The sequence below is a fragment of the Methylosinus sp. LW3 genome, from assembly GCF_000527115.1.
Taxonomy (GTDB): Bacteria; Pseudomonadota; Alphaproteobacteria; order Rhizobiales; family Beijerinckiaceae; genus Methylosinus.
Genome location: NZ_AZUO01000004.1, coordinates 12920 through 34310 on the forward strand (window position 1 = coordinate 12920; position 21391 = coordinate 34310).

General features: G+C 63.2%; 18 protein-coding genes and 2 pseudogenes. 15 read left to right on the plus strand and 5 right to left on the minus strand.

What is annotated here, in order from left to right:
- Positions 1-51 precede the first annotated feature (51 nt).
- Positions 52-1197 carry an AGE family epimerase/isomerase gene (locus METLW3_RS0122945; protein WP_024882081.1) on the plus strand — a complete coding sequence of 382 codons (1146 nt, stop codon included), beginning with the start codon at positions 52-54 and terminating at the stop codon, positions 1195-1197.
- Between the two features lie 33 nt (positions 1198-1230).
- Here METLW3_RS0122945 and METLW3_RS27870 read toward each other — a convergent pair whose 3' ends face one another.
- Positions 1231-1689 carry a DDE-type integrase/transposase/recombinase gene (locus METLW3_RS27870; protein ID WP_083967391.1) on the minus strand — a complete coding sequence of 153 codons (459 nt, stop codon included), beginning with the start codon at positions 1687-1689 and terminating at the stop codon, positions 1231-1233.
- A gap of 102 nt (positions 1690-1791) precedes the next feature.
- Here METLW3_RS27870 and METLW3_RS27875 point away from each other — a divergent pair.
- Positions 1792-2084: pseudogene (locus METLW3_RS27875) on the plus strand (transposase); the annotation flags it as partial.
- 72 nt (positions 2085-2156) lie between these two features.
- Here the strand turns inward: METLW3_RS27875 and METLW3_RS27880 are convergent.
- Positions 2157-2519, minus strand: a pseudogene (locus METLW3_RS27880) (IS6 family transposase); the annotation flags it as partial.
- 209 nt (positions 2520-2728) lie between these two features.
- On the minus strand, positions 2729-3364 hold the full coding sequence (locus METLW3_RS0122960) for a GntR family transcriptional regulator (protein WP_024882084.1): 636 nt from the start codon (positions 3362-3364) through the stop codon (positions 2729-2731).
- Positions 3365-3635: 271 nt separating this feature from the next.
- Between METLW3_RS0122960 and METLW3_RS0122970 the strand changes: the two genes are divergently transcribed.
- The 8 genes from METLW3_RS0122970 to atzF are packed head-to-tail and all read left to right on the plus strand — an operon-like array spanning position 3636 to position 11887.
- Positions 3636-4748, plus strand: coding sequence for a BMP family ABC transporter substrate-binding protein (locus tag METLW3_RS0122970; protein WP_024882085.1), 1113 nt, complete (start codon positions 3636-3638; stop codon positions 4746-4748).
- A gap of 31 nt (positions 4749-4779) precedes the next feature.
- Positions 4780-5901: an ABC transporter permease gene (locus METLW3_RS0122975; protein ID WP_024882086.1), complete on the plus strand. Its 1122-nt coding sequence runs from the start codon at positions 4780-4782 to the stop codon at positions 5899-5901.
- A 4-nt stretch (positions 5902-5905) separates the two neighbouring features.
- Positions 5906-6832 (plus strand): ABC transporter permease, encoded by a 927-nt coding sequence (locus METLW3_RS0122980; protein WP_024882087.1) that lies wholly within the window; start codon positions 5906-5908, stop codon positions 6830-6832.
- A 15-nt stretch (positions 6833-6847) separates the two neighbouring features.
- A complete protein-coding gene (locus METLW3_RS0122985; RefSeq protein WP_024882088.1) occupies positions 6848-7546 on the plus strand; it encodes an isochorismatase family cysteine hydrolase in 699 nt (232 codons plus the stop codon).
- Between the two features lie 7 nt (positions 7547-7553).
- Positions 7554-9086 carry an ABC transporter ATP-binding protein gene (locus METLW3_RS0122990; protein WP_024882089.1) on the plus strand — a complete coding sequence of 511 codons (1533 nt, stop codon included), beginning with the start codon at positions 7554-7556 and terminating at the stop codon, positions 9084-9086.
- Positions 9086-9754, plus strand: a complete 669-nt coding sequence (locus tag METLW3_RS0122995; protein WP_024882090.1) for an isochorismatase family cysteine hydrolase — start codon at positions 9086-9088, stop codon at positions 9752-9754. The genes METLW3_RS0122990 and METLW3_RS0122995 overlap by 1 nt, the downstream gene beginning before the upstream one ends.
- On the plus strand, positions 9747-10100 hold the full coding sequence (locus METLW3_RS0123000) for a cupin domain-containing protein (RefSeq protein WP_024882091.1): 354 nt from the start codon (positions 9747-9749) through the stop codon (positions 10098-10100). Before METLW3_RS0122995 ends, METLW3_RS0123000 begins: the two co-directional genes overlap by 8 nt.
- Positions 10097-11887 carry an allophanate hydrolase gene (atzF, locus tag METLW3_RS0123005; protein ID WP_024882092.1) on the plus strand — a complete coding sequence of 597 codons (1791 nt, stop codon included), beginning with the start codon at positions 10097-10099 and terminating at the stop codon, positions 11885-11887. The genes METLW3_RS0123000 and atzF overlap by 4 nt, the downstream gene beginning before the upstream one ends.
- 88 nt (positions 11888-11975) lie before the next feature.
- Here atzF and METLW3_RS0123010 read toward each other — a convergent pair whose 3' ends face one another.
- Both METLW3_RS0123010 and METLW3_RS0123015 read right to left on the minus strand, forming a co-directional pair.
- The gene (locus METLW3_RS0123010) at positions 11976-12878 is read right to left on the minus strand and encodes a DNA-binding response regulator (RefSeq protein WP_036290041.1); all 903 of its coding nucleotides are present in this window, start codon (positions 12876-12878) and stop codon (positions 11976-11978) included.
- The gene (locus tag METLW3_RS0123015) at positions 12868-16263 is read right to left on the minus strand and encodes an ATP-binding protein (protein WP_024882094.1); all 3396 of its coding nucleotides are present in this window, start codon (positions 16261-16263) and stop codon (positions 12868-12870) included. The genes METLW3_RS0123010 and METLW3_RS0123015 overlap by 11 nt, the downstream gene beginning before the upstream one ends.
- A 268-nt stretch (positions 16264-16531) precedes the next feature.
- Between METLW3_RS0123015 and urtA the strand changes: the two genes are divergently transcribed.
- The 5 genes from urtA to urtE all read left to right on the plus strand — a co-directional run bounded on the left by urtA (position 16532) and on the right by urtE (position 21374).
- Positions 16532-17776: an urea ABC transporter substrate-binding protein gene (gene urtA / locus METLW3_RS0123020; RefSeq protein ID WP_024882095.1), complete on the plus strand. Its 1245-nt coding sequence runs from the start codon at positions 16532-16534 to the stop codon at positions 17774-17776.
- Positions 17777-17852: 76 nt separating this feature from the next.
- A complete protein-coding gene (gene urtB, locus METLW3_RS0123025; RefSeq protein ID WP_024882096.1) occupies positions 17853-18779 on the plus strand; it encodes an urea ABC transporter permease subunit UrtB in 927 nt (308 codons plus the stop codon).
- A complete protein-coding gene (gene urtC / locus METLW3_RS0123030) occupies positions 18776-19924 on the plus strand; it encodes an urea ABC transporter permease subunit UrtC (RefSeq protein WP_024882097.1) in 1149 nt (382 codons plus the stop codon). The genes urtB and urtC overlap by 4 nt, the downstream gene beginning before the upstream one ends.
- A 5-nt stretch (positions 19925-19929) precedes the next feature.
- Positions 19930-20676, plus strand: a complete 747-nt coding sequence (gene urtD, locus METLW3_RS0123035; RefSeq protein ID WP_198022879.1) for an urea ABC transporter ATP-binding protein UrtD — start codon at positions 19930-19932, stop codon at positions 20674-20676.
- An 8-nt stretch (positions 20677-20684) separates the two neighbouring features.
- Positions 20685-21374, plus strand: a complete 690-nt coding sequence (gene urtE, locus METLW3_RS0123040; RefSeq protein WP_024882099.1) for an urea ABC transporter ATP-binding subunit UrtE — start codon at positions 20685-20687, stop codon at positions 21372-21374.
- Positions 21375-21391: the final 17 nt, after the last annotated feature.

The following is a 21391-nucleotide window of genomic DNA, read 5'->3' on the forward strand; positions in this document are numbered from 1 at the left end:
CGCGCAAGTCTATTCGCCTACGCCGAACGTCACGAACCCGAGAGGAATGATATGACGAGAGTGGTGGCGCCGTGCTCCGTCTGCGCCTGGTTGAAGGAGAAAGCTCTTCCCTTATGGTCGTCGGTCGGATGGGATCGGGATACGGATTCGTTTGTCGAACGTCTCTCCTCTCGAGGAGAGCCTCTGCTCGACACGCCGAGGCGAGCTATGGTGCAAGCTCGCCAGATTTACGCTTTTGGGACAGCGCATAGAAACGGCTGGCTTTCGGACAGCGAGGACTTGGTCTCGCGGGCGGCCGATTCGATGGTCAGGCGATATTACGGCGTCGATGGCGCGCGTGGCTGGGCGTTTTCTGTCGCGCGTGACGGCGCAGTCGTCGATAGTCGTCGCGATCTCTATACGCATGCGTTCGTCCTGCTAGGCTTGGCGACGGCCTATGAGACGACACAGGATCGCGCCTATATTGCGCTAGCGGATAAGACACTGGATTTCCTGGACGGATACATGGCCTCGGCGCATGGTGGATATATCGAGACGCTCCCGGACTCCCGCGGCCACCGTCGTCAAAATCCGCACATGCATTTGCTGGAGGCGCTACTTGCGCTTTTCGATGCGACAAAAAGATCGAGCTATTTCGAACGCGCGACGGCAGTGCGCGACCTGTTCTTTGCGCGCTTTCTTCAAAGTCAAGGCTCGGTCGTCGTCGAGTTTTTCGACAATGAATGGCGTCCCCTCGACAGCCCTCACTTTCCTTTCGAGCCCGGCCATCACTTCGAGTGGATCTGGCTATTGGATCGCTACGAAAAATTGCAACGGTTCGATCTGGCGAACGCTTTGGATCGACTCTGGGACACGGCGCTGCACGTTGGCGTCGACTCCAACTGCGAAATCTTCGCGCGCGGGACGATTGGCGGAGCCGTGGATCGTTCGACGCGCCTCTGGTTTTATACGGAGGCGGCAAAGGCCGCCTTGGTGATGAGTGCGCGACAGGAGCGTTTCTGCGGCCCGAGGGCGAAGGACTTCCTGGACGCGATGCACGAACGGTTTCTCGAGCCAGCTCTCTCGGGCAGCTGGATCGATGAATTCGACGCCCACGGATGCGTGAAGAACGATTTTGCTCCTGCGAGTTCGCTCTATCATATCTGTTGCGCTGTTGACGCTTCGGAAAGCGCCGGCGCACCACCTTGGCGGCGATGACTAAAGCGGTTTCCGTGCAATTTTTGCCGATAGCTACGCGATGGGGTCAGGCAGTTCGTTAGGATCAGGCAGCGAGCACCGCACTCCAGATTTCGGCGCAGTCGTCCCGGCGGTTCTAGATCTGCTCAGCGCGGATCGCCCCTTTCTGATGCGATGCATGAGCTCGACGCCGACGATGGTGATCGCCGCATGTCGGAATCGCTCGAGCCCGAGCATCGGCCCCAAACGAAGCTTGGTGGATCGGTGATCCTGTTCAATTCGGTTATTCAGGTATTTCGAAGATCGAATTCGAGTCGGCGCGCCGCGACGATGCTGTGCGAGAACCTCACGCGCCGCCCGATGTGACGCCTGATATCCGTCGAGCCTGATTTTGCGCGGCGGCGGTCCGTGGCGCGCGAACGCGCCACGGAAACACGCTTTGGCGGCGGCGACATCTTGCTTCGCGTGCAGCAAAAAGTCCGGGACTGTCAGGAATCTTGTGTGTGAGGCCATAGTAGAACCGCAGGAGGCGAGCTATTGCGATTAAGAAGGACACATTGGACCAATAGTTGTCGGGACGCGATCCGAAGGAGGTTTTTTCCAAGGGTGGCTTGGTCGACGGTCATCGACGCCGTGCTGGAGACCGTCGCCGAATGGCGGAACCGGCCGCTCGAGGCGATGTATCCCTTGGTCTTCTTCGACGTGCTGCGCGTGAAATCCGCGATGAGGGCTTGGTTCGGAACAAGGCGGTCTATCTCGCGTTCGGCGTCACGGCAGACGGAACGAAGGACATTTTGGGGCTTTGGATCGAAACCGCGGAGGGCGCCAAATTTTGGCTTGGGGTGATGAACGAGCTGAAAAACCGCTGCGTCGGCGACATACTGATCGCCGTGGTCGACGGCCTGAAGTGCTTGATGCCGGAGGTCATAGCCCAAAATGACCCGCGACAAAAAATTTACGACAAACCCGCCATGCCGGCCGATCGCCTTGCGTAAGAAGCGCAACGCAGCTTTGCGGTCCCTCTTGGCTGTCAGCAGGAAACCCACCGTCGCGCCCGCCTTGTCGACCGCCCGATAGAGATATTTCCAGCAGCCTTTGACTTTCACGTAGGTCTCATCGAGACGCCAGCTGGATCCGATCGCGCGCTTGCGAGCACGGAACTGTTTCTTCAGCAAAGGCGCATACTTGACGACCCAGCGGTTGAGCGTGGAATGGGCGACTTCGGCGCCTCGCTCATCCATCATTTCCTCGAGCTGACGATAGCTCATCGGATACGCCACATTCCACCGGACGCCCCATAGGATCACGTCGCGTTCAAAATGGCTGCCCTTGAAATCGATCATCGGACTATTCAGCCTGCCCCAGCCCGGCGATCATAGCCCAAACGGACCCGCGAGAAAAATTCGCGACAGAGCCCTTCGGTCTTCCCTACAGGCTCTTCGTCTTCACCAGTGGCCTTTCGGTCACATCGCTTTCGGTTACCGGGGTCTACGTGTGGTGGCGGAAGCGGCGGTCGTATTCCCGTGTCGCGTTGTCTTTTAATCGGGCCAGCTCAAGAGTTCGTGGCGATCACATCGTCGTTGACGAAAATCACGCTCGCCGCGCCGACGACGGTCAAATGATCTCGGGCGGCCGATCCGGCGGCCGCCGCGTCGCGCGCGAGTATCGACTGGACGATGCGGTCGTGCTCGCGCCAGGATTTTTGCAACCGCCCGTCGAGCCGAAATTGCGCGCGACGGAACGGCGCCAACCGGCGACGCGTCTGCGAAGCGAGCTCGCACATATGCGGCGAATGCGCGCCGCGATAGAGACGCGTGTGGAAGTCCGAATTGAAGAGCTCATAGTCGGCTTCCGCCTCTCGCGCGACAAGCTCGGCGGCGGCTCTATGCTCGATCTCCAGCGTGCGGCGCTCTTGTTCGGTCATGCGTTCGGCGCAAAAGCGAGCGCAGATCGCTTCGAGTTCGGCCATGCTCTCGAACATGGATGCGAGATGCGCGCGCGAGACGACGGCGACGATGGCGCCGCGATTGGGACGACGTTCGACGAGACCCATGGCCGAGAGTCGGTTCAACGCCTCGCGCACCGGCGTGCGCGACACCTTGTAACGGTCGGCCAGCGAAGCTTCGTCCAGCTTTTCGCCCGGATGCATGCCGCCGGTGACGATGCGATCCGAAATGGCCCGCACCATCTGGTCGACGGTCGTGCCCGCGCGCACGAGCTTCCGTCGGCTTTCGCTCGGTCTCGCCTGGTCCTCTTCCGATGACAATGAGCCGATCCTCCATCGCCGCTTCCGTGCGCTGATGACCAAATCTTCGGCATAAACTGCATGCAAATGCCGAATGATAGGGCAGTTAGTAAGTTATAACTTATTACAGTCATTGAAACAATTAGATTTCTGCGTATGGACTATCAATTGCATACACATTGCAGAGCCGCCGCGGGGCGGAAAGGAGCTCTCCATGACGCGACGCATGATTTTCGACAGGCGGCATCTCCTCCAGGGCGCAGCGGCGGGGCTGGCGGCTTCGGCGCTGGGCGCGCGGCCCGCGGCCGCGGCGACCGTGACGATCGGCTTCATCTATGTCGGCCCGAAGGACGACTATGGATATAATCAGGCGCATGCCGAGGGCGCCGCGGCGGTGAAGAAGCTGCGTGGCGTCACCGTCATAGAGGAAGAGAAGGTCCCGGAGACGATCGACGTCGTCAAGACGATGGAGTCGATGATCAATCTCGAGGGCGCGTCGCTGCTGTTTCCGACGTCCTTCGGCTATTTCAATCCCTTCGTGCTGCAGGCGGCGAGCAAATATCCCCAGACGGAGTTCCGCCACTGCGGGGGACTGTGGACCGACAAGAATCCGAAAAATGCTGGCTCCTATTTCGGCTATATCGGCTCCTGCCAATATCTGAATGGCGTCGTCGCCGGCCATATGACGAAGACCAAGAAGCTCGGCTTTGTCGCCGCCAAGCCGATTCCGCAGGTGCTTCTCAACATCAATTCCTTTTTGCTCGGCGCGCGCTCCGTCGATCCCGACATCACCTGCAGGGTGATCTTCACAGGAGAGTGGTCGCTCGCGGTCAAAGAAGCGGAAGCGGCCAACGCTTTGCTCGATCAGGGCGTCGATGTCGTCACCTGCCATGTCGACAGCCCCAAGGTCGTCGTTCAGACGGCGGCTGCGCGCGGCGCCTATGTCTGCGGCTATCACGCGGACCAACGTCCGCTCGCGCCAGAGCGCTATTTGACCGGCGCCGAATGGAACTGGGCGACAGTCTATAAAACATATGTCGAGAAATTTTTGGCCGGCCAGCCTTTGCCGAATTTCACGCGCGGCGGCCTCGCGGAGGGCTTCGTCAAGACGAGCCCCCTCGGCGCCATGGCGCCGGATGCGGCGAGGCGGCAATTCGAGGCGAAAAAGGCCGAAATGACCAAGGGCGGCTACGCGATCGTCGCCGGCCCGCTGAAGGACAACAAGGGCGCGCTGGTCGTGCCCGCGGGCAAGAAATATCTCGAGACCGCCGTCGAGCTCGAGAGCATGAATTATCTCGTCGAAGGCGTCATCGGGGCGATCTCCTGACATGGCCTCGGGCGCGCATGGAGCGGACGACATGACCGAGACGATCACCGACGACCCGGCGAGACGAGGCGAGCGCCGCGACTTTGCGACGGAGCGCGCCTGGATCGCTCGCCGAGCCGAGCCGCTCGTCATCGTCGCCGCCTCCTTGCTCGCAGGCTGCGGGCTGTTCAGCCTGCTTCTTTTGACGCTGGACAAATCGCCGGCGCAATTTTTCGAGCTGCTATGGCGCGGCGGCTTCGGCAGCTGGTTCTCGATCCAGAACATGTTGTCGCGCGCCGCGCCTCTGCTGCTCGCCGGACTTTGCGTCGCTCTTCCCGCCCGGCTCGGGCTTCTCATCATCGGCGGCGAAGGCGCTATCGCGCTCGGCGGCGTCGCCGCCGCGGCGACGGGCTCGGCTCTCTCATCGGCGCCGGCGCCGCTCGTCGTCACGGCCATGGCGCTCGCCGGCATGGCGGTCGGCGGCGCTTGGATCGGCGCGATCGGCGCCCTGCGTCATTACCGCGCCGTCAATGAGACGATCTCCGGCCTGCTGATGGCCTATATCGCCATCGCGCTCATGAATCATCTCGTCGAAGGCCCTTTGCGAGATCCCGCTTCCCTCAACAAGCCGTCCACCGCGCCGCTGCCGGACGCGGACCGCATCGGCTCCATTCCGGGGACCGACGTGCATTGGGGGTTGGTCGTCGGCATTGCTTTCTGCCTTCTCGCTTCCGTCCTGATCGAGAAGACCTCCTGGGGCTTCGCCGCGCGAATCTCCGGCGGCAATCTGCGCGCCGCACGCATACAGGGATTGCCGGTCGGCGCGCTGATCGTCGCCTTCTGCGCGCTCGCGGGCGCCGCTGCTGGCCTCTGCGGCATGATCGAAGTCGCGGCAGTCCATGGCGCCGCCAATGCGTCGCTCGCCTCGGGCTACGGCTACACGGGCATCCTCGTCGCCTTTCTCGCGCGGCAAAATCCGCTCGCGATCATTCCCGTGGCCATGCTGCTCGGCGGAGTCGGCGCCGCCGGCGGACTCATACAGCGCCGCATGGAGCTGCCGGACGCCACGATCCTCGTCCTGCAAGGCATGGTCTTCATCGTCGTTCTATTCGCCGAGACGCTCTATGGGCGATTCCATATTTTTACGCCCGAGCGCTGGGCGCGGAAAGGCTGACGCGATGCAGACGACCGACATTGGATATTGGAGCGTGCCGCTCGCCATCGTCGGCGGCGCGATCCGCGTCTCGACGCCCTTCATCTTCGTCTCGCTCGGCGAGACGATCACCGAGCGCGCCGGGCGCGCCAACATAGGGCTCGAAGGCATTCTGATCTTCGGCGCAATGTCGGCCTACGCGACAGCCGTGCTATCGAATTCGCCCTGGCTCGGCGTCGCGGCCGCCGGCGTCTCGGGAATCGCCGCCGGCCTGCTGCACGGCTGGATCTGCAAGTTTCCGCGCGTGAACGACATAGCGATCGGCATTGCGCTCATGCTGCTGGGAACTGGGCTCGCCTTCTTCTTCGGCAAGGCGTTCATCCAACCTTCCGCGCCGCGCTTGCCAGCCATTTCCTTGGGCTTTTGGTCCGACATTCCGCAGCTGCGCGCCGCGCTCGACGTGAACGCGCTGTTCGTCATCGGCGCGGCGCTCGCCGTTTTCCTGCAATGGGCCTTTCGCAACACACGCGCCGGCCTCATTCTCAGAACCGTCGGCGACAGCTCGGACGCGGCGCGCGCCATGGGAATCGACCCCGATCGCGTGCGCCTGCTCGCGACGGCGGCGGGCGGCGGCCTCGCGGCGATCGGCGGCGGCTATCTCTCGCTCTATTACCCCGGCAGCTGGAATGAGAGCATCTCGTCCGGCCAAGGCTTGATGGCCGTGGCGCTCGTCGTCTTCTCGCGTTGGAATCCACTCGGCTGCTTCGCGGCGGCCCTGCTGTTCGGCGGGGCCGGCGCGCTCGGCCCGGCGCTGCAATCGGTCGGCGTGACCCATGGCTACTATCTGTTCTACGCCGCGCCTTACGCGCTGACGCTCGCGATCATGATCGCGACCTCTTCTCCCGGACGAGCGCTCGCCGGAGCGCCGTGCGAATTGTCGATCACGAGATGAACAGGAGACGACGCCATGAACGAGCGCGCCGCCGCGGAACGATATATCGCCGCCGACCCTTATCCCTGGCCCTATAATGGCGCTCTGCGTCCCGATAATACGACGCTCGTCGTCATCGACATGCAGATCGATTTCTGCGGCAAGGGCGGCTACGTCGATGCGATGGGCTATGATCTCTCGCTCGTGCGCGCGCCGATCGAGCCCATAAAATCCGTGCTCGGCGCCATGCGCGCCAAGGGCTATCACGTCATCCATACGCGCGAAGGGCATCGACGCGACCTCGCCGATCTGCCGGCCAACAAGCGGTGGCGCTCGCGCCGGATCGGCGCCGGCATCGGCGATCCCGGCCCGTGCGGGCGCGTTCTCGTGCGTGGCGAGCCGGGCTGGGAAATCATCGAGGATCTGGCGCCGCTCGACGGCGAGCCGATCATCGACAAGCCGGGCAAGGGCTCCTTCTGCGCGACCGATCTGGAATTGATCTTGAAGCAGCGCGGCATAGAAAACATCGTGCTGACCGGCATCACCACCGATGTCTGCGTCCACACGACGATGCGTGAAGCCAATGACCGTGGCTTCGAATGTCTGCTCCTCGAAGACTGTTGCGGCGCCACCGACCTTGGCAATCATCGCGCCGCGGTCGAGATGATCAAGATGCAAGGCGGCGTCTTCGGCGCGGTGGCGACCTCCGCCGCGCTGCTCGCCGCGCTTCCGTGAGGCTCGAATGAGTGGCTCCGCGACAGGACGCGCGATCGAGGTCGAAGCGCTCGGCATGACGATGCGCTTCGGCGGCTTCCTCGCCCTCGATGACGTGTCCATGCGCGTCGCCGCGGGCTCCTTCCACGCTCTGCTCGGCGAGAATGGCGCGGGCAAGTCGACGCTCGTCAAATGCATGCTGGGCTATCAGAGGCCGAGCGACGGGCAGATGCTCGTCGACGGCCGCGAGGCGCAGATCCTCGGCCCGCGCGACGCGGCGACACTCGGGCTCGGCATGGTCTATCAGCATTTCACCTTGGCGCCGTCGCTGACGGGGGCCGAGAATCTCGTGATCGCGCGCGCCGATGCGCCCTTCGTGATCGATTGGCGAAAGGAGCGCGCCGCGCTCACGCAATTCATGGAAACCATGCCCTTCCGCGTCCCGCTCGACCGGCCGGTGGGCGCGCTTTCCGCGGGAGAGCGGCAAAAGCTCGAAATCGCGAAGCAGCTCTATCTCGGACGGCGCTTTCTCGTCCTCGACGAGCCGACTTCCGCGCTGACGCCTGACGAGGCGGAAGAAGTTCTGGGCCATGTGCGCGCGCTGACGCGCAGCGGCGCGCTCACCGCGCTGATGATCTCGCACAAGTTCCGCGAAGTCTTCGCCTTCGCCGACGACGTCACCGTGCTGCGCAAAGGCAGGCGCGCCGGCGGCGGCGCGATAAGCGCGCTCGACCGTTCCGCGCTCGCGGCGATGATGATCGGCGAGCAGAAGATCGCGACGCTCGACGCCCGCGCCGCCGTCGCCGAATCGGCGGAGCCCGTGCTGGAAATAAGAACGCTCCGGGCGCCGAACAGCGCCGGGCTGAAATCGATCGAAATCGACGATCTCGTCCTTCACGCCGGCGAAATCGTCGGAGTCGCCGGAGTCGCCGGCAATGGGCAGAGGGAGCTGCTCGACGTCCTTGCAGGCCAGCGCGCGCCGAAATCCGGCAAGATCAGGGTCAAAGGCTCGCGCTATGGCGCGACGCGCGCCGAAATGAAGGAGCTCAATGTGCGCTTCATTCCCGAGGAGCCGCTGCGCAACGCCTGCGCGCCGCTGATGAGCGTCGCCGAAAATCTGGCTTTCCGAACTTTCGATCTCGATCGCGACGGAAGGTCACGGCGCTGGCTCGACGGTCGGGCGATCCGTCGCGACGCGGAACGGCTCGTTGATCGCTTCGAGGTCAAGACCGCCTCCCTTGATGCGCCGATCGCGACGCTTTCCGGCGGCAATGTCCAACGCTCCGTCCTCGCACGCGAGCTGACCGGAGACGTCGATCTCCTCATCGTCGCCAATCCTTGCTTCGGCCTCGATTTCGCGGCGGTGGCGGAAATTCGCGCTCGTATCATGCAAGCCCGCAACGCCGGCGCCGCCGTATTGCTGGTTTCCGAGGACCTCGGCGAGCTTCTGGAGCTTTCGGATCGAATTCTCGTCATGTCGGAGGGCGCGATCGTCTACGAGACTCCGATCGCGACCGCCGATGCGCATGAGATCGGCCGGCATATGGCGGGGAGGTGCTGATGGCGAAAATCATGGCGGAGCCGTTCGCCTTCGAGTTCGAGCCGAGCGCGCTCGCGCTGGTCATCATCGATATGCAATGTGACTTCATCGAGCCCGGCGGCTTCGGCGAGAGCCTCGGCAACGACGTCTCCCGGCTTCGCGCCATCGTGCCGACCGTGCTGCGTTTGCTGCTGAGCTTTCGCGCGCGCAGCCTTCCCGTCATCCATACGATGGAGTGTCATCGTCCCGACCTGTCGGACTGCCCTCCCGCCAAGCGCGACCGCGGCGCTCCGCGCCTGCGCATCGGCGATCCGGGTCCGATGGGCCGTGTGCTGATCGCCGGCGAGCCCGGCGCCGCCATATTGCCCGAGCTCGCCCCTCTCCCCAGCGAGATCGTGATCGAAAAGCCAGGCAAGGGCGCCTTTTACGCGACCTCACTACAAGAAGAGCTGACGCAGCTCGGCGCTCGGCAGCTCGTCTTCGCCGGCGTCACCACGGAAGTCTGCGTGCAGACCACGATGCGCGAAGCCAATGACCGCGGCTATGAATGCCTCCTCGCCGAAGATGCGACCGCGAGCTATTTTCCGCATTTCGAGACCGCTACGCTGGAGATGATCCGCGCCCAAGGCGCGATCATCGGATGGACAGCGAAGACCGAGCAAATTCTCGCGGGGCTGCGCGATGGCTGATCGATGCTACGCCGATCTCCTCGCCGGCGGCTGGCGCGCGCTCACCTTCTCGCCTTTTCGCGATGGCGTCGACATTTGCTGGCTCGAACGCGGCGAGACACCGAACGACCCTTCGCTCGCCGTGCTCCGCTACGCGCCGGGCGCGTGCGTCCCCAGACATAGGCATATGGGCCTCGAGACCATCGTCGTTCTCGACGGCGCGCAGAGCGACGAGACCGGCGAGCTGCGCGCCGGCTCCGTGGCGCTGAACGTCCCCGGCACCGCGCATTCGGTCTGGTCGAAGGACGGCTGCGTCGTGCTGATCCATTGGACGAAGCCTGTCGAGATTCTCGATTCGGAGCGATGATGCTGCAATTCGACATCGAAAGCCTTCTCGACGCTTATGCGCGAGGCCTCTCGCCGCTCGCGGTCGTCGAGACCGTCTATGACCGGCTCGAGGCGGCGGCGGATCCAGGTATTTTCATCCATCTCGCGCCTAAGGAGGCGCTGCTGCGCGAGGCGGCCGCGCTCGGCGCCTTCGACCCCGCCATCCCGCTCTGGGGCGTTCCTTTCGCCGTCAAGGACAATATCGACGTCGCCGGAATGCCGACAACCGCCGCTTGCCCGGCCTATTCTCATGTCCCACAGGTAGACGCGACCGTCGTCGCTCTGCTGAAGCGCGCGGGAGCGCTCTGCATCGGCAAGACGAACATGGATCAGTTCGCGACAGGTCTCGTCGGCGTCCGAACGCCCTACCCCGTTCCGCGCAACGCGATCGATCCGACGCTCGCGCCAGGCGGCTCGTCTTCGGGCTCGGCCGTCGTCGTCGCTCGAGGCATCGTCGCCTTCGCGCTCGGGACGGATACGGCGGGCTCGGGGCGCATACCGGCGGGGCTGAACAATATCGTCGGCTTGAAGCCGACCCTAGGGGCGCTCTCGACCTCGGGCGTCACGCCGGCCTGCCGGTCGCTCGATTGCGTCTCCATCTTCGCTCTCACTGTCGAGGACGCCTATCGCGTCTTCGAGATCACGGCGACGCATGACGCCAGCGATCCGTTTTCCAAGAGAGTCCCGAAAGCTCCGCTCGGCGCGCGGCCTCCGCGGCTGCGCGTCGGCGTCCCGGCGGAGCCGCGCTTCTTCGGCGACGCGCGAATGCGAGCGGCCTATGACGCTGCGCTCGGGCGGCTCGAGCAGCTCGGCTGCCAAATCATGCCGCTGCCTTTCGAAGATTTCCACGCCGTCGCCGATCTGCTCTACAGCGGCGCTTTCGTCGCCGAGCGCTACGCCGCGATTCGCGCGTTCATCGAGACCAATGCGGCGGCGCTGCATCCCGTCACTCGCGCCATCATCTGCGGCGCGAGCGGATTGTCGGCAGTCGACGCTTTCGAGAGCGCCTATGCGCTGCGGGCGCTGCAGGCGCGCATCGAGCCGCTGCTGGCGTCGGTCGATCTTCTCTGCGTCCCCACGGCGCCGACCCATTACACGCTCGCGGAAATCGCGGCGGAGCCGCTCGACGCCAACACGCGGCTCGGAACCTACACGAATTTCGTCAATTTGCTCGATCTCTGCGGCGTCGCCGTTCCCGTCGGCGCGCTCGCTGATGGCCGCCCGGCGAGCGTCACCTTATTGGCGCAGGCCAATCGCGATGCCCTCGTCGCGGCGCTCGCGCGCGACTTGCACGCAGACGAAGGGCTCGGCGCGACCAGCTGGCGAAGGCGGCCGCGCATTGCGACTCCGCCCGACGATGGAGAGCGGATCGAGATCGTCGTCGTCGGCGCGCATCTCTCCGGCATGCCGCTCAATGGCGATTTGACGGCGCTCGGTGCGAGATTCGCGCGCGCGACACGCACGGAACCCGGCTACCGGCTTTATGCGCTTGCAGGCCAAACGCCGCCGAAGCCAGGTCTCATCCGGGACGAAACCGGCTCGGGCGGCGTGGAAATCGAGGTCTGGACGCTGGACGTCGCCGCTTTCGGCCGCTTCGTCGCGGCCGTTCCGCCGCCGCTCTGCATCGGAACAATCCGCCTCGCAGACGGGTCTGCGCCGAAGGGATTTCTCGTCGAGCCCGCCGCTCTGAGCGACGCCGCCGACGTCACAGGCCACGGCGGCTGGCGAGCCTACTGCCTCGCGCTCGCGGAGCAAAAAGCCCGATGAGGACGCGTCCGCCCTCGTCTCCTGCCGATCGGTAGGACGCGGTCCAAAATTGCGACCAGCTCGGCGCTGCGCCGCATGATGACGCTTCTCAAAGGCGTTCGATAATCTGAATCGCCATGCGAACGGCAGCTGTTCTGTTCTCGACGCCCATCTTTTTGTAGATTTGCTCGAGGTGCTTGTCCACGGTTCTCGGGCTCAGTCCCAAAATTGCGGCGATATCCGCATTCGATTTTCCCCGCGACAGCCAGAGCAGCACTTCGGATTCGCGCGGCGTGACCGACAGAGCGCGCGACAGCGCGCCTTCCGCGCCGCTCTCATCGGCTTCCGTCAGGCAGAACAGCAGCTCGTCCCCGCTGACGAGGCCGAGATAGAGAATGCGGATTCTGACGCCGGCCCTGGTGGTGATGATCGCCTCCTTCTGCGCATTCGCGCGCCCATCGGGCATGAGCGCGCGCAATTGCGCGGCTCGGCGCGAGACCGTGACGTCGTCGTCTTCCATGTCGAGATCGAGCAGCGAGCGGGCTTTCGGCGTGCTCCAAATCACCGAGCCGCGTCGGTCCGTCGCCAAAAGATGACGGCCGGAGGCGTCCAGCGCAGATCGAGCGCGCAGGGCCATGCGGGACGTCGCCATATGCGCACTCAGCCGCACCAGCAATTGCTCGACGACGATCGGCTTGGTCACATAGTCGACGCCGCCGACGGTGAAACCTTGAACGACGTGATCGGTGTCGCTGAGCCCGGTCATAAAGATGACGGGCACGCCGGCGAGACGGTCGTCCCGCTTGAGACGGCGGCAGACTTCGAATCCATCCAGCCCCGGCATTACAGCATCGAGCAGGATAATGTCGGGCGTCAAGCGCTCCAAAATGGCGAGAGCCGACTCCCCACTTCGCGCGACGAGCGCCGTCGCGCCGCGATCCTCTATAGCCGTCGCAAGGAAGGCGAGCGCGCCGGGGTCATCGTCGATGATGAGGATCACGCTAGACTTCATCTCTCGCTTCCATCTGATCTCGCTGATCCGAGCGCACTTGCGACCTCCGCGCGACGGTCACGAGCTCGTCGAATTTCATCTCGATCGACAGCCGGCTCAGCGTCTCGACGAGCGAGTCTTCCTCTGGAAACTCGGCTCGATACTTCTTCAGCAACGCAGTCACTCCGCGCGCATGGCCGATCTCCGCGAGCGCGACGATATCATCGACCGGCAGCCGCCGTCGCGCCCCGGCGTCGCGGGCTTCCGCGTCAGGCCGCGACGCGCCGAATCGCCAGACGAGATCGCAGGTCGCGGCGATGAGGTCGAGCAGATCGCCGAGCTTGAAAGGCTTCACGAGATAGCCTTCGTATGTGCATCGATCGATGTCGACATCGAGCTCCTTTTCGGCGTCCGCCGAAAGCATGACGATCGCCACGTCTCGCCCTTTGCGACGCCTCACCGTCTGAGCGACCTCCCAACCCGATGGCCCGGGCATGTTGATGTCGAGCAATACGAGCTGGGGAGCGACTCGCTCGACCAGATCGAGACAGGTCGTCCCGTCCCGCGCAGTAAAAACGACGAAGCCGAGCGGCGCGAGCAGGCGCGCGACCAGCTCCCGATGGCTCGCCTCGTCATCCGCGACGACCACAGTGACGCGTGCGCCGTCATAGCCGCTGATCTGCGAATAATCCGGCCGCGCCGAAATGATCGGCGGCGCCGATTGCGGGAGATAGAATTTGACCGAGAACAGGCTGCCGTGGCCGACGCTGCTGCGCAAAGAGATCGCGCCTCCGAGCACCTCGGTCATGAGCTTGGTGATGGTGAGGCCGAGCCCTGTTCCCGGCGCCCATTTTCGTCCGACGGATTCGAGTCTCTCGAACGGACGAAATATTCGCTCGTGCTGATCCGAAGCTATGCCGGGACCTGTATCCTCGACCTCGAATGTCGCCATGTCGCGGTCATAGACGATCGTGAATCGAACTTCGCCGACCTCGGTGAACTTCACAGCGTTCGACAGGAGATTGAGCAGAATCTGCCGAAGCCTCTTCTCGTCGATCCGCACCCATTTCGGCAACGAGCCTCGAACCTCGTAGCGAAACGCCACGCCCTTGGCCTCCGCCTGCAGCCGAAACATGTCGACGACCTGCCGCAGCACCGCCGGCAGACGCACATGGTCGCGATGCACCTCCATGCGGCCGGCCTCGATCTTGGCGATGTCGAGCAGTCCGTCCACGAGACTGGCCAGATGCTCCGCCGAACGACGAATCGTGCGCAGAGCGTTTGGGTCGGAGGGAACCGACGGCGTCCGTCGCTCGAGCAGCTGAACATAGCCGAGAATGGAATTGAGAGGCGTCCGGAACTCGTGGCTCAAGCCGACGACATAGCGGCTTTTGGCGATATTGGCGGCCTCCGCCGCCTCCTTCGCCTTCTGCAATGCGCGGTCGGTGTTCTTATGCGCCTCGATCTCCTGCATCAACAGCGTTGTCTGGCGCTGCGTCTCCTCTTGCGCCACCAACCGGCTCTCCTGCGCCAGCACGAAAAACCAGGAGATGATTCCCGAGATCAAGCTCAAGATCACGAAGGCCTTGAGCAGAGGCGGTCCGATGAGCGCGGGTGCGATGCGCGCATCCAGAACCGCCTGCCAATAGACGAGCCAGAGCGCGCCGCCCAGCAGACAAATGATGAGGGCGAAGATGACGAGATAACGCCCGACATTCGAGCCGAGCATCTCCGCCGCACGCTCCGACAGCACACGCGCGAGCGAGCGTCGCAGCTGGTCCGCGAGCCGCGTCTCCGGCTTGCAGGCGTCGCCGCAGCGCGCGTCGAGCGTGCAGCATAGCGAGCAGATCGGGCCGGCATAGGCGGGACAGCTCGCCATGTCCTGCGGCTCGAACTCATGCTCGCAGATGCAGCATTTTTGCGCTTCCGCCGAGGCCGGCGTCCGCTCACGCCGGGCGATGTAGAATCGGCCTTTCGTCGCATAGGCGATGAGAGGCGTGGCGACGAGCGCCGCAGCGAGAGCGAGATAGCAGGACATGGCGCTCAACGTTTCGCCCAGCGCCCCGGCGTGCGCGGCGATCGACAAAACGCTGGCGAAAAGCGTCGCGCCGCAGCCGACCGGATTGATCTCATAGAGATAGGCGCGCTTGAACTCGATGCCCTTCGGGCTGAGGCCGAGAGGCTTGTTGATGGCGAGATCCGCGAACAGCGTGCCGATCCATGCGACCGCCACATGTGAATAGAAGCCGAGAATGCCTTCGATCGCACGATAGACGCCGAGCTCGATCAAGACGACCGCGATGACGATGTTGAACACCAGCCACACGACGCGGCCGGGATGGCTGTGCGTCAGCCGCGAGAAGAAGTTCGACCAGGCGATCGATCCCGCATAAGCGTTGGTCACATTGATCTTCAGCTGCGAGACAATGACGAAAGTGGTGGCGAGTCCGAGGCCGATCGTCTCGTCGCGCACCACATAGCCGAAGGCGACGACATACATTTGCGTCGGATCGCCGGCGTTCTCGGGCGGGACGCCGTGCTTGAAGGCGAGATAGGCCAGAAACGACCCGGCCAGCATTTTGGCCGCGCCGACGACGATCCAGCCGGGACCGGCGGCGATGAGCGACGCCCACCACCTCGCCCTTCCGACCGTCGCGGCTCCGGGGAGGAAACGCAGAAAATCCACCTGCTCTCCGATTTGAGCGGCGAGCGCGAAGACGACGCCGGACGCGGCTCCGAACAAAGTGAGATCGAGCTTCCCGTCGAGCGGCCCGATGCGGCCGGTGAATTTCGTCCAAGCGGATAGCGTCGCATGATCCTGCAGCGCGATCGCTGCGAAAGGCGCGACATGGAGCGCGATCCAAAGGGGCTGCGTCCACATCTGGAATCGGCTGATCGATGTGAACCCATGCGTGACGATCGGCAGCACGGCGAATGCACAGACGAGATAGCCGAGAGCATCCGGCACGCCGAGTCCCGCCTCCAGCGCCTTGGCCATGATCGCGGCCTCGATGGCGAAGAAGATGAAGGTGAAGCTCGCATAGATGATCGAGGTGATCGTCGATCCGAGATAGCCGAAGCCTGCGCCGCGGGTCAAAAGATCGATGTCCGCGCCATAGCGCGCGGCATAATAGGCGATCGGCACGCAGGTGACGAAGATGATCACGCTGACGACGATGATCGCCGCCGCGGCATTGGTGAATCCGCAGGTCAAAGTGATCGCGGCGCCGATGGCCTCGAGAGCCAGGAAGGACACTGACGCAATGGCGGTGTTGGCGACGCGAAACGGCGACCATCGGCGCGCGCGTTCCGCGGTGAAGCGCAGAGCGTAGTCCTCGAGGGTCTGATCGGCGACCCATTTATTGTATTCGCGTCGGACCCGAACGATCCGCTGCTGTGCCGTCATCTCCGATCGCCCCTGCGCCCCGCGCTTCGCCGGGCGCCGACGAAACTACGCCTCGCCACGGCGAATCCACCGCCCGTATTTCGTTCGCGACGCCCGTTTCCGCGGCACCGACGCTGAGCCGACGCCCTTCGCCATTCGACCCGATCGCGAAGATAGCGGCGCGATATGCGTAGGCGAATACGCGAATCGACGTATGGCCTCGCAGCCCGGCGGAAGGCCAGTCTTTGCCGGAGGACGGGCTCGTCCCGACAGTGTGAGGGGAGACTTTATGACCACCAAATCCGGCGACGCGCGCAATCTATCCCGCCGTCAAATGCTTTCGGCGTTCGCGGCGACACCTGCGCTCGGCTTCATCGGACGGTCGGCTCTGGCGGCCTCCGCCGCCAACACGACTGGGCTGGCGGTGACGGATAGCGAGGTCACTGTCGGAATATTGCATTCCGTCACGGGAACCATGGCGATCAGCGAGACCGGCTCCGTCGAGGCGGAAAAGCTGGCCATCGAGCAGATCAACTCGATAGGCGGCGTGCTCGGCCGCAAAATCAAATTCGTGCAGGAGGACGGCGCCAGCGACTGGCCGACCTTCGCCGAAAAGGCCAAGAAGCTTTTGGTCAACGACAAATGCGCCGCCGTGTTCGGCTGCTGGACCTCCGCCTCGCGAAAGGCGGTCCTGCCGGTGTTCGAGCAGTACAACGGCATGCTCTATTACCCGACCTTCTATGAGGGGCTCGAGCAGTCGAAGAACGTCATCTACACGGGTCAGGAGGCGACGCAGCAGATCATCGCCGGCTTGAACTGGGTGACCAAGCAGAAGGGCGCCAAGAGCTTCTACCTGCTCGGATCCGATTACATCTGGCCACGCACCTCCAACAAGATCGCCCGCAAGCATATCGAGAACGTGCTGAAAACCAAGGTTGTCGGCGAGGAATATTTCCCGCTCGGGCACACACAGTTCAATTCGGTGATCAACAAGATCAAGCTGACCAAGCCCGATGTGATCTACGCCATCATCGTCGGCGGCTCCAATGTCGCCTTCTACAAGCAGCTCAAGGCGGCTGGCATCGATCTGTCGAAGCAGACCTTGCTCACGATCTCCGTGACCGAGGACGAGATCGACGGCATCGGCGGTGAGAATATCGCCGGCGCCTACGCCTGCATGAAATATTTTCAGTCCTTGGACAACGCCAATAACAAGGGCTTCGTCTCCGCCTTTCAGAAGAAATGGGGCGACAAAACCGTGATCGGCGACGTTACCCAGGCCGCCTATCTCGGTCCCTGGCTGTGGAAGCTCACCGTGGAGAAGGCCGGCTCGTTCGATATCGACAAGGTCGCCGCCGCTTCGCCCGGTGTCGAATTCAAAGGCGCGCCGGAAGGCTATGTGCGCATTCACGAGAACCATCATCTCTGGTCGAAGACGCGCGTCGGGCGCGCGCGCGCCGATGGACAATATGAGGTGATCTACGAAACCGCCGAGCTCGTTCAGCCGGATCCGTTCCCGAAAGGCTATCAATGAAGGATCGGCGGACCGGGCGACTGGTCCGCCGATTTACTTCGGCCGCCCCTTTTCCTCACGACATATGGAGGCTCGGATGCTCGGCGACTATTCGCTCAGTGATCTCGGCTCGATCTTCGTCATGCAAGGATTCGCCGGACTTATCCTGTTCTCGGTGTTTCTGCTCATGGCGCTCGGCCTCGCGATCATCTTCGGTCAGATGGGCGTGATCAACATGGCGCATGGCGAGTTCATGATCCTCGGCGCCTATATGACCTATCTCACCTCCAAGCTCTTCGAGACGTATCTTCCGGCGCTGTTTCCAGGCTATTTCTTCGTTGCGATGATCGTCGCCTTTCTCGCTGCGGCGCTGCTCGGCGCCATGGTCGAATGGGCGCTGATCAGCCGTCTCTATAAGCGCCCTCTCGATACGATGCTCGCGACCTGGGGCCTCAGCCTCATTCTCCAGCAGCTCTATCGCTCCATCTTCGGCGCGCGCGAGGTCGGCGTGGAGCTGCCGCCTTGGATGCTCGGGTCCTGGCAGATCACCTCCACCATAGAGGTGCCGATCAACGGCATGTTCGTGATGGCGCTGACAGCGGTCATCACCGCCGGAGTCGCTCTGCTGATCTACAAGTCTCGCCTCGGTCGCCAAGTGCGCGCGGTCGTCCAGAACAGAGTGATGGCGGGCGCTGTCGGAATCGACACGCAGAAAGTGGACCGCGCGACCTTCGCGCTCGGTTGCGGAATCGCGGGAATAGCAGGGTCGGCCTTCACCATGGTCGGATCGACAGGGCCGACCGCCGGCCAGCTCTACATCGTCGACTCCTTCCTCGTCGTTGTCTTCGGCGGAGCGCAGAGCCTCATCGGCACCATCGCATCCGCCTTCGCGATCTCGCAGTCGCGATCGACGCTCGAATTCTTCACCTCCGGCTCCATGGCGCAGGTCGCGACGCTGATCGGCGTCGTCGTCATTCTGATGCTGCGTCCGCAGGGCCTGTTCGCAACCAAGGTGCGGCGATGAAACTCCGTGGAGACAATGCGCTTTTCCGCCGGTCCGAGCTCTTGGGCCTCCTCGCTTTCGCGACGCTCATCCTCGTCGTGCTGCCGGCTGCTCTCGACATCTTCCGGCTCAATCTCGTCGGAAAATATCTCACCTACGCCTTCGTGACGATCGGCCTCGTCGTATGCTGGGGCTATGCCGGAATTCTGAGCCTCGGCCAGGGAATTTTCTTCGGTCTCGGCGGCTATTGCATGGCCATGTTCCTGAAGCTCGAAGCGTCGAGCGTCGAGAACACGAAAATCCAATCGACGCCCGGCATTCCCGACTTCATGGACTGGAATCAGCTCACCGCGCTGCCGTGGTTCTGGAAGCCGTTCGAGAATCTCGGCGTCACGCTCGCGGCGGTGGTGCTGGTTCCGACGCTGTTCGCCTTCATCATCGGCGCGGCGATGTTCAAGCGACGTGTCGGCGGCGTCTACTTCGCGATCATCACTCAGGCGGTGGCGCTGATCCTCACAATATTGATCGTCGGCCAGCAGGGCTACACCGGCGGCATCAATGGCATCACCGATCTGCGCACGCTCAAAGGCTGGGACATTCGCTCGGATGGCACCAAGCTCACGCTCTATTATATCGAATGCGGGCTGCTGCTCGCCGCCATCGTCGCAACGCAGCTCGTCACGCGATCGAAGCTCGGCCGCATTCTCGTCGCCATGCGCGACAAGGAGGACCGCGTGCGTTTTTCCGGCTACTCCGTCTCGAGCTTCAAAATATTCGCCTTCTGCTTCGCGGCGGCGCTCGCGGCGCTCGGCGGCGCCATGTTCACATTGCAGGTCGGGTTCATGTCGCCGTCCTTCGTCGGAATTGTTCCGTCGATCGAAATGGTGATCTACACGGCGGTCGGCGGACGCTCATCGATCCTCGGCTCCGTATGCGGGGCGCTGCTGGTCAATTTTGCCAAGACGCGACTATCCGAAAGCTTTCCCGAACTTTGGCTGTTCGGACTGGGAGCGCTGTTCGTCGTCGTGGTGCTGTCGTTCCCGGAGGGCCTTGCGGGAGTCTATCGCAGCTCCGCGCCGCGCCTCGCGAGAAGCTTCGTCGCGAAGCTGCGGGCTCTCTGGCGCACGCCGATGACGCGCTCTCTCGATCATGAACTCGCGGAGTGACGCCATTGTCGACACATCAGGATTTCCTTCTCTCGGTCGAAGCATTGTCGGTCTCCTTCGATGGCTTCAAGGCCGTGGACGACGTGTCGCTCTATGTCGAGCCGAACGAGATTCGCGTCATCATCGGCCCGAACGGCGCTGGCAAGACGACGGTGCTCGATCTCATCTGCGGCAAGACGCGCGCCACCTCCGGGTCGATTCGCTTTCGCGACAAGGAGCTCACTCGCATGAGCGAGAACGGCATCGTCGAGGCGGGGGTCGGACGCAAATTCCAGAACCCGTCCATCTATGACGATCTCACCGTGTTCGAAAATCTGGAGATTTCCTACCCGCGCGGCCGTTCCGTGCTCGGCGCGCTGCTGTTTCGTCGCGATCGGGCGGTTCGCGAGCGCATAGAGGAGATCGCCGAGACGATCTATCTCGCCGATCAATTGGCCGAGCGCGCCGAATATCTCAGCCATGGGCAGAAGCAGTGGCTGGAGATCGGCATGCTGCTGATTCAGGACCCCGAGCTCTTGATGCTCGACGAGCCGGTCGCAGGAATGAGCGTCTCCGAACGGCGCAACACGGCGGAGCTCTTGAACAAGATCATCGTCGGCCGATCAGTGCTCGTCATCGAGCACGACATGAAGTTCGTCGAGGACATCGCACATCGCGTCACCGTTCTGCACCAGGGAAAGGTGCTGTCGGAAGGCTCGATGGAGCATGTGAAGACAGACCCGAAGGTCGTCGAAGTCTATCTCGGACATTGAGGAGCGCCATGCTGGCCATCGAAGGATTGCGGGTCGCCTATGGCGAGAGCGAGGTCATTCACGGCCTCGAGGCGGAGGTCGCGCCGAATGAGATCGTCGCGTTCATGGGACGCAACGGCATGGGCAAGACGACGCTCATGAAGGCGCTGATGGGCATTGCGCGCACGACCGCCGGCGCCGTGCGAATCTCCGATCGCGACATCACTGCGCTGAAGAGTCACCAGCGCGTCGCCGCCGGCCTCGCCTATGTGCCGCAGGGCCGGATGATTTTTCCGGCGATGACGGTCGAAGAGAACATCGAGACCGGATTGACGGTCACGGGCGAGCGCGAGGTTCCCAAAGACATATATGAGCTGTTTCCCGTGCTGCTGGATATGAGACGGCGCAAGGCCGGCAATCTTTCCGGCGGCCAGCAGCAGCAGCTCGCTATCGCGCGCGCGCTCGCCTCGCGACCCAAAGTGCTGCTGCTCGACGAGCCGACGGAAGGCATACAGCCTTCGATCATTCGCGAGATGGCGCGAATGCTGAAGAAGATCCGCGATACGCGCGGATTGTCGATCGTCGTCTCCGAGCAGGTCCTGTCCTTCGCGCTCGACATCGCCGATCGCGTGCTGGTGCTCGAGAACGGCGAGATCGTCCATTCCGAGAGCCGGGCGACGATCGACGAGACGAAGGTCGCAAACTTTCTGTCGGTCTGACCGGCTAACCACGAAGG